General features: G+C 60.2%; 14 protein-coding genes. 8 read left to right on the forward strand and 6 right to left on the reverse strand.

What is annotated here, in order from left to right; translation table 11 throughout:
- Positions 1 to 6: 6 nt before the first annotated feature.
- The 7 genes from phrB to ACA071_RS26435 all read left to right on the forward strand — a co-directional run bounded on the left by phrB (position 7) and on the right by ACA071_RS26435 (position 6,337).
- A complete protein-coding gene (gene phrB, locus ACA071_RS26405) occupies positions 7 to 1,452 on the forward strand; it encodes a deoxyribodipyrimidine photo-lyase (protein ID WP_497641785.1) in 1,446 nt (481 codons plus the stop codon).
- On the forward strand, positions 1,445 to 1,867 hold the full coding sequence (locus ACA071_RS26410) for a nuclear transport factor 2 family protein (RefSeq protein ID WP_497641786.1): 423 nt from the start codon (positions 1,445 to 1,447) through the stop codon (positions 1,865 to 1,867). The genes phrB and ACA071_RS26410 overlap by 8 nt, the downstream gene beginning before the upstream one ends.
- A complete protein-coding gene (locus ACA071_RS26415) occupies positions 1,864 to 2,646 on the forward strand; it encodes an SDR family NAD(P)-dependent oxidoreductase (protein ID WP_497641787.1) in 783 nt (260 codons plus the stop codon). The genes ACA071_RS26410 and ACA071_RS26415 overlap by 4 nt, the downstream gene beginning before the upstream one ends.
- Positions 2,643 to 3,890 (forward strand): NAD(P)/FAD-dependent oxidoreductase, encoded by a 1,248-nt coding sequence (locus tag ACA071_RS26420; protein ID WP_497641788.1) that lies wholly within the window; start codon positions 2,643 to 2,645, stop codon positions 3,888 to 3,890. Before ACA071_RS26415 ends, ACA071_RS26420 begins: the two co-directional genes overlap by 4 nt.
- Positions 3,887 to 4,702: a DUF1365 domain-containing protein gene (locus ACA071_RS26425; RefSeq protein WP_497641789.1), complete on the forward strand. Its 816-nt coding sequence runs from the start codon at positions 3,887 to 3,889 to the stop codon at positions 4,700 to 4,702. The genes ACA071_RS26420 and ACA071_RS26425 overlap by 4 nt, the downstream gene beginning before the upstream one ends.
- Complete coding sequence (locus ACA071_RS26430) at positions 4,689 to 5,960, forward strand: class I SAM-dependent methyltransferase (protein ID WP_497641790.1); 1,272 nt, start codon at positions 4,689 to 4,691, stop codon at positions 5,958 to 5,960. Before ACA071_RS26425 ends, ACA071_RS26430 begins: the two co-directional genes overlap by 14 nt.
- Before the next feature lie 71 nt (positions 5,961 to 6,031).
- On the forward strand, positions 6,032 to 6,337 hold the full coding sequence (locus ACA071_RS26435; RefSeq protein ID WP_497641791.1) for a YkgJ family cysteine cluster protein: 306 nt from the start codon (positions 6,032 to 6,034) through the stop codon (positions 6,335 to 6,337).
- A gap of 99 nt (positions 6,338 to 6,436) precedes the next feature.
- Here ACA071_RS26435 and ACA071_RS26440 read toward each other — a convergent pair whose 3' ends face one another.
- From ACA071_RS26440 to hemA, 6 genes are all read right to left on the reverse strand, one after another.
- On the reverse strand, positions 6,437 to 6,955 hold the full coding sequence (locus tag ACA071_RS26440) for an acyloxyacyl hydrolase (RefSeq protein ID WP_497641792.1): 519 nt from the start codon (positions 6,953 to 6,955) through the stop codon (positions 6,437 to 6,439).
- A gap of 120 nt (positions 6,956 to 7,075) precedes the next feature.
- Positions 7,076 to 7,867 carry a glutamate racemase gene (gene murI, locus ACA071_RS26445; protein ID WP_497641793.1) on the reverse strand — a complete coding sequence of 264 codons (792 nt, stop codon included), beginning with the start codon at positions 7,865 to 7,867 and terminating at the stop codon, positions 7,076 to 7,078.
- The gene (locus ACA071_RS26450; protein WP_497641794.1) at positions 7,860 to 8,615 is read right to left on the reverse strand and encodes a molybdopterin-synthase adenylyltransferase MoeB; all 756 of its coding nucleotides are present in this window, start codon (positions 8,613 to 8,615) and stop codon (positions 7,860 to 7,862) included. Before ACA071_RS26450 ends, murI begins: the two co-directional genes overlap by 8 nt.
- Complete coding sequence (gene prmC, locus ACA071_RS26455) at positions 8,609 to 9,439, reverse strand: peptide chain release factor N(5)-glutamine methyltransferase (RefSeq protein ID WP_497641795.1); 831 nt, start codon at positions 9,437 to 9,439, stop codon at positions 8,609 to 8,611. Before prmC ends, ACA071_RS26450 begins: the two co-directional genes overlap by 7 nt.
- Positions 9,440 to 10,522 carry a peptide chain release factor 1 gene (prfA, locus tag ACA071_RS26460; RefSeq protein WP_497641796.1) on the reverse strand — a complete coding sequence of 361 codons (1,083 nt, stop codon included), beginning with the start codon at positions 10,520 to 10,522 and terminating at the stop codon, positions 9,440 to 9,442.
- Positions 10,519 to 11,805: a glutamyl-tRNA reductase gene (gene hemA / locus ACA071_RS26465; protein ID WP_497641797.1), complete on the reverse strand. Its 1,287-nt coding sequence runs from the start codon at positions 11,803 to 11,805 to the stop codon at positions 10,519 to 10,521. The genes prfA and hemA overlap by 4 nt, the downstream gene beginning before the upstream one ends.
- 182 nt (positions 11,806 to 11,987) lie before the next feature.
- Here hemA and ACA071_RS26470 point away from each other — a divergent pair, with 182 nt between their 5' ends.
- Positions 11,988 to 13,712: a tetratricopeptide repeat protein gene (locus ACA071_RS26470; RefSeq protein ID WP_497641798.1), complete on the forward strand. Its 1,725-nt coding sequence runs from the start codon at positions 11,988 to 11,990 to the stop codon at positions 13,710 to 13,712.

A 13,712-nucleotide genomic window follows, 5' to 3' on the forward strand; every position in this document is an offset into this window, starting at 1 on the left:
ACCACCATGCAATTGATCTGGCTGCGCAGCGACTTGCGCCTACATGACAACAGCGCCCTTTCAGCCGCCGCCGCGCGCGGCCCGACGGTGGCGGTGTATCTGCTGAGCCCGGAGCAATGGCGCGCGCATGACGACGCGCCGTGCAAAGTGGATTTCTGGCTGCGCAACCTGAGCGAATTAAGCCAGGCGCTGGGCAAGCTCAACATTCCCCTGCTGATCCGCACGGCCTCACGCTGGGATGACGCCCCCAGGGTTGTGCTCGATCTGTGCCAGCAGTTAAAGATCGACGCGGTGCACGTCAACGAGGAGTACGGCATTCACGAAACCCGCCGTGATCAGGCAGTGGGTCAAGCCCTGAAGGCCGAGGGCATCGACTTTTTCAGCTACCTCGATCAACTGCTGTTCGCGCCGGGTACGGTGCTGACCAAGACCGGGACTTATTTCCAGGTGTTCAGTCAGTTCCGCAAAGTCTGCTACAACCGCCTGCACCATTCGCTGCCGAGGCTGGTAAGCGCACCGGGTAGTCAAGCGCGGTTGGACATCGACAGTGATGGAGTCCCTCCCGGTGTCGAAGGTTTCGAAACGCCCACTGACAACTTGAAAACGCTCTGGCCCGCCGGTGAAGCCGAAGCCCGACGCCGCCTCGACACCTTCGCCGACGCGCAAATCGACTATTACCAGAGCGAACGCGATTTCCCGGCCAAACCCGGCACCAGTCAGCTGTCGGCCTATCTCGCCGCCGGGGTGATTTCCCCACGCCAGTGTTTGCACGCGGCACTGCGAAGCAATCAGGGCGAATTCGAAAGCGGCAAGGTCGGCGCCGTCACCTGGATCAACGAGCTGCTGTGGCGTGAGTTCTACAAACACATCCTGGTGGGTTACCCACGGGTCTCACGCCACCGTGCCTTCCGCCCGGAAACCGAAGCCCTGGCCTGGCGCGAAGCGCCCGATGAACTGGCTGCGTGGAAAGAAGCCCGCACCGGCCTGCCGATCATCGACGCGGCCATGCGCCAATTGCTCGAAACCGGTTGGATGCACAACCGCCTGCGCATGGTGGTGGCGATGTTCCTGACCAAGAATCTGCTGATCGACTGGCGTGAAGGCGAGCGCTTTTTCATGCAGCATTTGATTGATGGCGACCTGGCGGCGAACAACGGTGGCTGGCAGTGGAGCTCGTCCACCGGTACCGATTCGGCGCCCTACTTCCGCATTTTCAACCCGCTCAGCCAATCGGAAAAATTCGATGCCGAAGGCGTGTTCATCAAGCACTGGCTGCCGGAACTGGCCGGGCTGAGTAAAAAAGAAGTACACAACCCGGCAAACCTCGGCGGTTTGTTCGGCGTTACCGATTACCCATCGCCCATCGTCAATCTCAGTACCTCTCGCGAGCGAGCCCTGACCGCGTTCAAAAACCTGCCATCGCGACAAATCGCCGGAGGTGGTTATGAGTGACTTTCTACGGCGTTTCGCCCGAAAATTCGCGGACCTGAACAAAGACAACCTGCAACGTCTCGACGATTTGTACACCGACGATGTGCACTTCACCGACCCGCTGCACGAAGTACAGGGCTTAAGCCAGTTACGTGGCTATTTCGCCGAGCTTTATGCCAACGTCAGCGAACTGCGTTTCGACTTTCACAGCTTCGACCAGATCGCTGAAGGCGAAGGCTATCTGCGCTGGGTCATGAGCTACCGCCATCCGCGCCTGGCCGGTGGCCGGTTGATTAGGGTCGACGGCTGCTCGCACCTGCTCTGGCGCGACAAGGTTTATCGCCACCGGGACTATTTCGATGCCGGGGCACTCCTTTATGAACATTTACCCGTATTGGGCCGGGCGATTGCCTGGCTGAAAAGGAGAATGGGATGAGTCTTACTCCTCCACGGCGGTACTGGTTGACGGGCGCCAGCAGCGGCATTGGCGCCGCGCTGGCCGAAGAAATCCTGAAAACCGGTGCGCATCTGGCGGTCAGTTCACGCTCGGTTGTGCCACTCAAAATCCTGTCCCAGCGGTATCCGGGGCAAGTGATGGTGGTCGCTGGTGACCTGACCAACAGCCAGACGGTACGAGAAATCGGCGAGCGGATCGCCGAAGACTGGGGCTCTCTGGACACGGTAATTCTCAACGCCGGCACCTGCGAATACGTCGATGCCAAGCAATTCGATGCGTCGATTGTCGAGCATGTGGTGCGCACCAATCTGCTCGCCAGCAGCTACTGCATCGAAGCGGCCCTGCCTTTACTTCGGGCAGGCATCGCGCCGCACTTGGTGGGCGTCGCCAGTTCGGTGACCTACCTGCCGTTGCCACGGGCCGAAGCCTATGGCGCCTCCAAGGCCGGGTTGCGCTACTTGTTCGAATCCTTGCGCATCGACCTGGCGCCAGAAGGCATCGAAGTCACCGTGGTCAGCCCCGGTTTTGTCGACACGCCACTGACGGCGAAAAACGACTTCCCGATGCCGCTCAGTTGGCCTGTGGATAAAGCCGCACGGCACATCTTCGCCAAACTCAAGAACCGGCCGCTGGAAATCGCTTTCCCGGCGCTGTTCATGGCCGCCCTCTGGCCGCTGTCGAAAATGCCCGATCAAGTGAAGCTGGCGATCGGCAAACGCATGGTGCGCAGCAATCCACCGATCAAGGACCACCCGTGAACATCGCCATTATCGGCAGCGGTATCTCGGGGCTGACCAGCGCCTACCTGCTCAATCGCAGCCACGAGATCACCCTGTTCGAAGCCAGCGACTGGGTCGGCGGGCATACCCACACGATAGAGGTGACCGTCGATGGCCAGCGCTATGCGGTGGACACCGGGTTTATCGTGTTCAACAACTGGACCTACCCGAATTTCATTCGCCTGCTGGGCCAACTGGGCGTGGGATTCAAACCCACCGAAATGAGTTTTTCGGTCACCGACCCGGACTCAGGTCTTGAGTACAACGGCAACAACCTCAACAGCCTGTTCGCCCAGCGCCGCAATCTGCTGTCGCCGGGGTTCTGGGGCATGCTGCGCGATATCCTGCGCTTCAACAAAGAGGCCCTGCGAGATCTGGAGGAACAACGGATCGGCGCCGAACTCACCCTCGATCAATACCTCAAGGCCGGCGGCTACGGTGAACGCTTCGTCCTGCACTACATCGTGCCGATGGGCGCGGCGATCTGGTCGATGTCCATGGCCGACATGCTCGGTTTTCCGCTGCAGTTCTTCGTACGGTTTTTCAGGAATCACGGCTTGCTGTCCGTCAGCGATCGTCCGCAATGGTGTGTGATCGAGGGCGGCTCCAGCGCTTATATCGCGCCGCTGAGCGCATCCTTCAAAGAGAAGATTCGCCTTAACTGCCCGGTCACCCGTGTCGAACGCGATGCAGACGGCATCGTTATCCACAGCTCCGCCGGCAGCGAGCGTTTTGACAAAGTGGTGTTCGCCTGCCACAGCGATCAGGCCCTGAACCTGTTGGCCGAGCCGAGCGATGCCGAACAGTCGATCCTCGGCGCCCTGCCCTACGCCGACAACGACGTGGTGCTGCACACCGATACACGCCTGCTACCCGAGCAAAAACTTGCCTGGGCCAGCTGGAATTATCGCCTCGGTGGCGCCGGACACACGCGTGCCGCCGTCACCTATGACATGAACATCCTGCAAGGCATCCAGAGTGAGACCACATTCTGCGTCAGCCTCAACCAGAGCGCCGGCATCAACCCGTTCAAGGTGCTCGCCAAATACACCTATGCCCATCCGCAATTCAGCCTGAAGGCCGTGGCCGCGCAGGAGCGCTGGGAAGAATTGAACGGCGCGCAGCACACGTATTATTGCGGCGCCTACTGGGCCAACGGCTTTCACGAAGACGGGGTGGTCAGTGCCTTGCGCGTTGCCCGGTCGTTCGGTGAAGCGCTGTGAACAGCGCCCTCTACAGCGGCTGGATCGCCCATCGGCGGTTTGCTCCGAGAGCCCATGACTTCCGCTACCGGATCGGCCTGCTGTACCTGGACCTCGACGAACAGGATGCCGTGCTCGGTTTGTCGCCGTTGTCGGGCAACAACCGCTTTGCGCCATTTTCGTTTCGCGAAAGCGACTACCTGAAAGCCTTCACCGGCAACGGTATGCGTTTGATCGACGCGGTGCGCCTGCAAGTCGGCCAAGCCATCGGCCATGAGCCCTCGGGTTCGATCTGCCTGCTGACCCAGGCCCGCAGTTGGGGCCTGACATTCAACCCGGTAAGTTTTTTCTATTGCCACGAAGCCGATGGCCAACTGGCGGCGATTCTCTGTGAAGTCACCAACACCCCGTGGCGCGAGCGTTTTCACTACGTGCTGCCGGCCAAATCGGCCGAGTCGTTACAAGGTCAACATCAGCATTTCGCCGTGGCCAAGGCGTTTCATGTGTCGCCGTTTCTGCCGCGAGATCTCGAGTACCGCATGAGCTTCAGCCCCGCCGCGCAAAAGCTTGGCGTGCACATGGCGGACTGGCAGGGCGAACTGAAACTGTTCGACGCCACGCTCAACCTGCAGCGCGAAGCGTTGGACCGCCACAGCTTGCACCGTTACTTGCGGCGCTTCCCGTGGATGACCGCGAAAACCTGCCTGGCGATCTACTGGCAGGCCGTGCGCCTGCTGCTCAAGCGAGCACCGATTTTTGCTCATCAGGCTGCCGATGGCAGCTTTCAAACCGCCGCAGTCGCCCCACAGGATCGCCACCATGAAGTCCTCTAGCGTTTCGGCGAAAGCCAACCTGCTCAGCACCAATGGCTGGTCCGGCTCGCTGTTGCGTCGGGGCGTGCTCCGCCAACTGGCGCACCTCAAACACGGGCAATTGGTGGTGGTCGAGGACGGCGAACGGCAGGTTTTCGGCACGGCCGGCGATCATCTGCGGGGGGAAATTCATATTCTTGATGCTTCGGTCTGGGGGCTGGTGGCGAGCAACGGGTCGATTGGTGCCGGTGAAGCGTTCATCCACGGTTACTGGACCTCGCCGGATCTGACGGCGGTGATTCGGGTGTTCGTCAGCAACCTTGAAGTGCTGGATGCACTGGAAGGTGGCCTGGCCAAACTCGGCCGGCCTTTCGTCCAAGGCCTGCACTGGCTCAATCGCAATACACGCACGGGCTCGCAGAAAAATATCGCCGCCCACTACGACCTGGGCAATGACCTGTTCGAACAGTTTCTCGACCCTACGATGATGTATTCGGCGGCACAGTTCCTCAGCCCGAAAGACACCCTGGAACAGGCGCAGCTGAACAAACTCGAACGGATTTGCCAGAAGCTCGACCTGAAGCCTGGCGATCACCTGCTGGAAATTGGCACCGGCTGGGGCAGCATGGCGATCTACGCCGCACAGCACTACGGCTGCAAGGTCACCACCACCACGCTCTCCAAAGAGCAGTTCGCCTTCACCGCACAGCGAATCGAAGCCCTGGGCCTGCAAGAACAGGTCACCTTGCTGCTGTCGGATTACCGCGACCTCACCGGGCAGTACGACAAACTGGTGTCGATCGAGATGATCGAAGCCGTCGGCCATCGCTTCCTGCCGACCTATTTCAAGCAATGCGCGCACCTGCTCAAGAGCAACGGTTTGATGCTGTTACAAGCGATCACCATCCGCGAGCAGCGCTACGAACAAGCCAGGACCAGCGTCGATTTCATCCAGCGCTACATCTTCCCCGGTGGCGCCTTGCCCTGCGTGCAGAAGATGCTGGAGATCGTCAGCCGCGACACCGACATGAACCTGCTGCACATGGAGGACTTCGGCCTGCACTACGCCCGAACCCTGCGCCTGTGGCATGAGAATTTTCGCCGAGCCCACGGTCGCTTGAGCGAATTGGGCTACGACGATGCTTTCCTGCGGCTGTGGGAATTTTACTTGTGCTACTGCGAAGGCGGTTTTCTGGAGCGCACCATCGGCACCGCACAATTGCTGCTGGCCAAGCCGGCGGCGATGCCGGCGCCCCTGCTCGGCCGTTTCGATGCTTGAATGCCTGACCGGCAACTAGCGTCCGTCAGGCCTTTCACACAGCACCGGCCCACTGCCTTACACTGCGCCCCATGAAAACCATCCCCCACACGCAAATCGCCGATCCGGCGGTCACTTGCTCGACCTGTTCAGCTTGCTGCTGCCAGCTCGAAGTCATGCTGATCACCGAAACGGGCGTGCCCGAACGTTTTATCGATACCGATGACTGGGGCGGGGAAGTCATGTTGCGTCTGGATGATGGCTGGTGCGCGGCGCTGGATCGCAACACGATGATGTGCACCATCTACGAAAAACGCCCGCTGATCTGCCGGGAGTTCGAGATGGGTTCGCCGGAATGCATCGAAGAGCGGCAGGGGATTGTGTCGGTTTACCGGTAAAACTGTATTGACTGAAATTACGCCATCGCGGGCAAGCCTTGCTCCTACAGGTTAGGTGATACCCCATAGGAGCGAGGCTTGCCCGCGAAGCTTTTGACGTTACAACGGCATCGTGTAGTGCAGCGAGTAGCTTTCCACACCATCGTTATCACTGCTCAAACCGGCATTGGAATAGTGCGTCGCACGAATCCCGACTTCATGCCCGCCGGCAAAGTGCAGACCAAAACCGAAGCGATCTTCAAACTGAAAAGCGCCGCCCAGTTTGTTGTTTTCAAGTTCGGTATGGGAAAACAGCGCCACACCAATCCCCGCCTCTACGTAAGGTTTGACGGTCTGCCCGGCAAACTCGTAAACAAACACCGGCGAGAACGACAGGCTGTTATTGCTCGACGTCTTGTCGCCTTCCCAATAGGTGTAGGCACCGCTCCAGTAACCGGTCAAACGGCCGACGTCACTTTGCAGCCAACTCTTGTCCCAATTGAATTGCATGCCCAACCGGTAGGTCATGGTCGAATCGCTGGTCTGACCGACCCCGAACTCCACGCCAGCCGCCTGTGCGGTCAAACTTTGCCCCATCAACGCGGCCGCAATCGCGGCCAAACAGAATAGTCGCTTCATTAGAAACATCCTTTTCCGAACGATTTCGTGTGGTTTCTTTTTGTTGCTCACAGACAGAGCTATAGAAGTCGACGCTTAATCAGAAGTTCACCCCAATTATTCGCGTGCCCCGGCTTTTTTCTAGTACTTGAAGCTTTGCACAATGCCAGCGGAATTCCACAGTACCGGAAGGATATTTCTAAAATGTTCCGGATCGGCACTGGTCCAGAATTGCGCGGCGCGAACAGGTCCCTGGGCGAGCAATTCACGCTCGGCTAACAGACGTTGCAGTTGTCGCGCCACGGCGGCGCCGGTGTCGATGAGGCTGATGTCCTCCGGGATCATCTGCCTAAGCATCGGCTTTAGAAAGGGGTAATGCGTGCAGCCGAGAATTATCGTGTCAACGCCTGCAGCCAGCAGCGGCTCGACGTAGCCGTGGAGCAACTGACGCAGGATTGGGCTGTGCAAATCGCCGCTTTCAATCAGCTCGACCAATCCGGGACAAGGCTGGGTGATCACCCGCACATCCGCGGCAAAACGGTCGAGCAATGCAGCGAACTTGGCGCTCTGCAAAGTGCCAGTGGTGGCGAGGACACCGACCACGCCACTGCGGGTGGCAGCAGCGGCCGGTTTAACCGCCGGCTCCATGCCGACGATGGGCCACTCAGGATAATCGCGGCGCAAATTCGCGACGCCGGCCACAGTGGCCGTGTTGCACGCCAGGACCAGGGCCTTGGCGCCCTGCTGCTGGAAGAACCCGGCGATGGCGCTGCAACGTTGCTGGATGAATTCCGGGGTTTTCTCGCCGTAGGGAATATTCCCGCAATCGGCGACGTACAACAGCGACTCGTTGGGCAACAAACGCTGGATCTCGGCCAGCACCGATAGCCCACCGACGCCGGAGTCGAATACGCCAATTGGCGCTTCACGCATGTTTGGAACCACAGACACTGCATCCCGGATCACGCTTGACCCGCAATTCACGGAAGCGTGTGCCCAAGGCATCGATCAACAGCAAGCGCCCCACCAATGGCTCGCCGAAACCGGCCAGCAACTTCAGCGCTTCGAGGGCTTGCAGGCTGCCGACCAGGCCCACCAGCGGGCCGATCACCCCGGCTTCGCTGCACGTCAGCTCGGCCTCGCTGCCGTGCCCGTATAAACAGTGGTAGCACGGGCTTTCCGGGCGACGCGGGTCAAACACCGACAACTGCCCTTCCAGGCGAATCGCCGCGCCGCTGACCAAGGGCTTGCTCGCCGCCACACACGCGGCGTTGACCGCTTCGCGAGTGGAAAAATTATCGGAGCAGTCCAGCACCAGATCCACCGCCGCCACGGCAGCGGCCAGGGAATCTTCATCCAGCGCCGCACGATGGGCGACCAGTTGAATCTCGGGATTGATTGCGCTCAAACGGCGGATCGCCGAATCAACCTTGCTCACGCCGACGCTGTCGGTGTCGTGAATGATCTGGCGTTGCAGGTTGGTCAGGTCGACCGTGTCGAAGTCCGCCAGATGCAGCTCACCAACACCGGCCGCCGCCAGGTACAGCGCCACCGGCGAACCGAGGCCGCCGAGGCCGACGATCAGCACACGGCTTTGTTTGAGCCGCAATTGGCCGTCGATGTCGACGTGTTGCAACAGAATCTGTCGGCTGTAGCGCAACAATTCCTGATCATTCAGCACGGCAGGCGCCCCAGACTGATGCGTTCGTGACCGCCCAGATCGGTGCGGCTGTGGACTTGTTCAAAACCACGGGTCAGCAGCAAATCGCGCACCGCGCCGGCTTGATCGTAACCGTGTTCCAGCATCAACCAACCACCGGCCTCGAGGTAATCCGGGGCCTGGGCGACGATCAAACGCAGATCGTCGAGCCCGTCGACACCGGCGATCAAAGCACTGGCCGGCTCGAAACGCACGTCGCCTTCCACCAGGTGTGGATCGGCAGAAGCAATGTAGGGCGGGTTGCTGATGATCAGTTGAAAACGCTGACCTTCCAGAGCGCTGAACCAATGGCTGCTCAATACGGTGGCGTTGTTCAGGTGCAGCCGCTGGCGATTGCGCTCAGCCAGCGCCACGGCTTCGATCACACGATCCACAGCGGTGACTGTCCAGGCTGGACGCTCACTGGCCAGGGCCAACGCAATCGCGCCGCTGCCGGTGCCGAGGTCGAGCACCTTGGCGGGGGTAGCGGGCAACAGTTCCAGCGCGGCTTCGACCAACAACTCGGTGTCCGGGCGTGGGATTAGCGTGTGCGGCGCGACTTCCAGATCAAGCTTCCAGAAACCCTGCTGGCCGAGGATGTAAGCCACCGGCTCACCGCCGCGACGACGTTGCAAATAATTGGCGAAGGTCAGCGCCGCTTCACTCGGCACGATGCGCTCGGGCCAGGTGTGCAGGAAACTGCGGGACTTGCCCAACGCAGCGGCCAGCAACAGTTCGGCATCCAGGCGCGCCGTCGGCGAGTCGGGTAGATCGGCAGCACGCAACAAACTGGCAATGATCGTCATTTACTCACCTATCGCCGCCAATTGGTCGGCCTGGAACTCGGCCAACAACGGCTCGATCACCGCATCGACGCCACCGGCGAGGATTTCGTCGAGGGAATACAGCGTCAGGTTGACCCGGTGGTCGGTGACCCGGCCCTGGGCAAAGTTGTAAGTGCGGATCCGCTCGGAGCGATCACCCGAACCCACCAGCAGTTTACGCTCGCTGGCGATGGCATTCGCGGCGGCGCTGGTCTGTTGGTCATTGAGCTTGGCCGACAGCCAGGACATCGCCCGGGCGCGGTTCTTGTGCTGGGAACGTTCTTCCTGGCACTCCACGACAATACCGGACGGCAAGTGCGTGATGCGGATTGCCGAGTCAGTCTTGTTGACGTGTTGACCACCGGCCCCGGAGGACTTGTAGGTGTCGATGCGCAAGTCGGACGGGTTGATCTCGATGGCTTCCTGCTCGTCCGGTTCTGGCAACACCGCCACGGTGCAGGCCGAGGTGTGGATACGGCCCTGGGATTCGGTGGCCGGTACCCGTTGCACGCGGTGCGCGCCGGATTCGAATTTCAGCTTGCCGTAGACGCTATCGCCTTCAACTCGAGCGATGACTTCTTTATAGCCACCGTGCTCGCCGATGTTCTCCGAGAGGATTTCCACCCGCCAGCCACGCCGCTCGGCGTAACGCGAATACATGCGGAACAGGTCGCCGGAGAAGATCGCCGCCTCGTCGCCGCCGGTGCCGGCACGGATTTCGAGGAACACGTTGCGCCCGTCGTTCGGGTCCCTGGGCAGCAACATGCGCTGCAGCCGGGCTTCGATTTCGATCAGTTGCTCTTTGGCTTCGCGGACTTCTTCCACGGCCATTTCGCGCATGTCCGGGTCGCTGTCCTTGAGCAATGCCTGGGCACCTTCAAGGTCGCCTTGCACTTTAAGCAGCTGGTTATAGGTTTGGACAATCGGTTCAACCTCCGCGTATTCCTTGGAATAGGCGCGGAATTTGGTCTGATCGGAAATGACTTCGCCATCGCCAAGCAGAGCGGTCAATTCCTCGAATCGGTCCTGGAGGATGTCCAGCTTATTGAGCAGTGACGCTTTCATTGCGGTTTTTTATCCGAGCTATCCGACGAGCCCTCATTGAGGGCAAAGAGTTCCTGGGCCATGGCCAGCGCATCGAGGCGGCCTTCGGCAGTCAACTTTTTCAACTGCACGCTAGGCGCGTGCAGCAATTTGTTAGTCAGGCCACGGGCCAGTTGCACCAGCACGTCTTCAGCGCTGCTGCCGTTGGCCAGCATGCGCTGGGCCTTGAGCAATTCTTCGTCGCGCATGCGTTCGCTTTGCTGACGGTAGGCCTTGAGCACATCCACCGCCGCCAGTTCGCGCAGGCGCACCATGAAGTCGTCGGCGCCGATCGACACCATCTCTTCCGCCGCTTGGGCAGCGCCTTGGCGGCTCTTGAGGTTCTCGGCGACCACTTCGTGGAGATCGTCGACGCTATACAGGTAAACGTCGTCGAGTTCGCCGACTTCAGGCTCGATATCCCGCGGTACGGCGATGTCCACCATGAAAATCGGCTTGTGCTTGCGCAGCTTCAGGGCACTTTCCACCGCGCCTTTACCGAGGATCGGCAACTGGCTGGCAGTGGAACTGATGACGATGTCGCTGCGCACCAGTTCGGCAGGGATGTCCGACAGCAGCACCGCGTGGGCGCCGAACTGTTCGGCCAGAATGCTCGCGCGCTCCAGGGTACGGTTGGCGACGACGATGCGCTTGACACCCAGCTCGTGCAGATGACGGGCGACCAGGGTGATGGTCTCGCCGGCGCCGATCAGCAAGGCCTGGCTGCGTTGCAAGTCGCTGAAAATCTGTTTCGCCAGGCTGACTGCGGCGAACGCCACGGACACCGGGTTTTCGCCGATGGCGGTATCGGTGCGCACCTGCTTGGCCGCATTGAACGTCGCCTGGAACAACCTGCCGAGCAGCGGACCGATGGTGCCGGCCTCCCGCGCCACGGCGTAGGCCGATTTCATCTGGCCGAGAATTTGCGGTTCGCCCAACACCAGCGAGTCGAGCCCGGAGGCGACCCGCATCATGTGACGAACTGCCGCATCATCTTCGTGCACATAAGCGCTCGCGCGCAGCTCTTCGAGGCTCAAATGGTGATAATCGGCGAGCCAGCGCAGGATGACATCAGACGAAAGGTGATCCTGTTCTATATACAGTTCACTGCGATTGCAGGTGGAAAGGATCGCAGCTTCGCGGCTGTCGGTGAGTCGGCAGAGCTGTTGCAAGGCCTCCACCAACTGCTCAGGGGTAAAGGCCACGCGCTCGCGGACGTCTACTGAAGCAGTCTTGTGGTTAATACCGAGTGCAAGAAAGGCCATTCAAGGTCGCTGATGGTGACGTGAAGCCGGCAATTGTCCTACTTCGACACAGACAGAACAACTACCGCTGACTATTGTCCCAATCACTTGCCTCTATAAAGGCATCAATTGAGACTCGGTTATGTTTGGCCGAAGGCTTGTGTCATGATGATCCGACCGCAGGTTAGTCGTCCTTCTCCTATATGAATAGATCTTCCGCGTTGCTCCTCGCTTTTGTCTTCCTCAGCGGCTGCCAGGCTATGGCGCCCGTTTCGTCGGACGGTTCGCCGCCGGTCGAAGACAGCACTCCGGCCCCTGAAAAGCCCAAGGTCTACAGCTCCTTCAGTGAAGAAACAGTCTTCAGTCTGTTGAGTGCCGAACTGGCTGGCCAACGCAATCGTTTCGACATTGCGCTGGACAACTACGTGACCCAGGCCATCAACACCCAGGATCCGGGCATCTCCGAGCGGGCCTTCCGCATCGCCGAATACCTGGGCGCCGATCAGGCGGCCCTGGACACTGCGCTGATCTGGGCGAAAAACGCCCCGGACGACCTCGAAGCGCAACGGGCGGCTGCCGTACAACTGGCTCGCGCCGGACGGTATGACGACTCCATGGTCTATATGGAGAAAGTCCTGCTGGGCAAAGGCGACACGCATTTCGACTTTCTCGCCCTGTCTGCGGCTGACACCGACCAGGACACCCGCAACGGCCTGATGAAAAGTTTTGACCGCTTGTTGCAGCGCCATCCGAAGAACAGCCAGCTGATTTTCGGCAAGGCATTGTTGATGCAACAGGACGGCGACTCGAAAGGCGCATTGACCCTGCTGGAAGACAATCCGCCGGATGCCGGCGAAATCGCCCCGATTCTGCTGCGCGCGCGCCTGCTGCAAACCCTCAACCGTGGCGATGAAGCCCTGCCGCTGTTGCAAAAAAGCATCAAGAAATACCCGGACGACAAACGCCTGCGCCTGACCTATGCGCGCATGCTGGTCGAGCAGGACCGCATGGACGACGCCAAGGTCGAGTTCTCCAGCCTGGTTCAGCAGTATCCGGAAGACGACGAATTGCGCTATTCCCTGGCGCTGGTGTGTCTGGAAGCCAAGGCCTGGGATGAGGCCAAGGGTTACCTGGAAGACTTGATCGCCCGGGAAAGCCATGTGGATTCGGCGCACCTGAACCTCGGCCGTATCGCTGAAGAGCGCAACGACCCGCAAGGTGCACTGATCGAGTACGCCCAGGTCGGCCCCGGCAACGACTACCTGCCGGCGCAATTGCGTCAGGCCGATATTCTGATGAACAACGGCAAGACCGCCGAAGCCCAGAGCAAGCTGGTGGCCGAGCGCGATGCGCAACCCGACTACGCGATTCAGCTGTACCTGATCGAAGCCGAAACCCTGTCCGCCAACAACCAGGGCGACAAGGCCTGGGGCGTGTTGCAGAAAGCGTTGCTGCAATACCCGGACGACCTGAACCTGCTCTACACCCGGGCCATGCTCGCGGAAAAACGCAATGACCTGGCGCAGATGGAAAAAGACCTGCGCCTGATCATCAAGCGCGACCCGGACAATGCGATGGCGTTGAACGCCCTCGGCTACACCCTGTCCGACCGCACCACCCGTTATGAAGAAGCCAAGGCCCTGATCGAACACGCGCATCAGCTCAATCCGGAAGACCCTGCGGTCCTCGACAGCCTCGGCTGGGTGAATTTCCGCTTGGGCAATCTCGATGAGGCCGAGCGTTTGCTGCGCAAGGCCTTGGAGCGTTTCCCCGATCAGGAGGTCGCTGCGCACCTGGGCGAAGTCCTGTGGGCCAACGGCAAACAACGGGAAGCCAAACAAATCTGGGGCAAGTTCCTCAAGGACCAACCCGACAGCCCTACCCTGCGCGGCACCATCAAGCGCCTGACCGGATCAGAGACTCTTTAA

The organism is Pseudomonas sp. LBUM1646 (genome assembly GCF_059716165.1).

What these genes read in the sequence shown, in the direction of transcription:
- prmC (WP_497641795.1), bottom strand. Translation starts at nt 9,439, where the DNA reads ATGACGATCATTGCCAGTTTGTTGCGTGCTGCCGATCTACCCGACTCG.
- ACA071_RS26410 (WP_497641786.1), top strand. Translation starts at nt 1,445, where the DNA reads ATGAGTGACTTTCTACGGCGTTTCGCCCGAAAATTCGCGGACCTGAAC.
- ACA071_RS26430 (WP_497641790.1), top strand. Translation starts at nt 4,689, where the DNA reads ATGAAGTCCTCTAGCGTTTCGGCGAAAGCCAACCTGCTCAGCACCAAT.
- prfA (WP_497641796.1), bottom strand. Translation starts at nt 10,522, where the DNA reads ATGAAAGCGTCACTGCTCAATAAGCTGGACATCCTCCAGGACCGATTC.
- phrB (WP_497641785.1), top strand. Translation starts at nt 7, where the DNA reads ATGCAATTGATCTGGCTGCGCAGCGACTTGCGCCTACATGACAACAGC.
- ACA071_RS26415 (WP_497641787.1), top strand. Translation starts at nt 1,864, where the DNA reads ATGAGTCTTACTCCTCCACGGCGGTACTGGTTGACGGGCGCCAGCAGC.
- ACA071_RS26435 (WP_497641791.1), top strand. Translation starts at nt 6,032, where the DNA reads ATGAAAACCATCCCCCACACGCAAATCGCCGATCCGGCGGTCACTTGC.
- ACA071_RS26470 (WP_497641798.1), top strand. Translation starts at nt 11,988, where the DNA reads ATGAATAGATCTTCCGCGTTGCTCCTCGCTTTTGTCTTCCTCAGCGGC.
- ACA071_RS26440 (WP_497641792.1), bottom strand. Translation starts at nt 6,955, where the DNA reads ATGAAGCGACTATTCTGTTTGGCCGCGATTGCGGCCGCGTTGATGGGG.
- hemA (WP_497641797.1), bottom strand. Translation starts at nt 11,805, where the DNA reads ATGGCCTTTCTTGCACTCGGTATTAACCACAAGACTGCTTCAGTAGAC.
- murI (WP_497641793.1), bottom strand. Translation starts at nt 7,867, where the DNA reads ATGCGTGAAGCGCCAATTGGCGTATTCGACTCCGGCGTCGGTGGGCTA.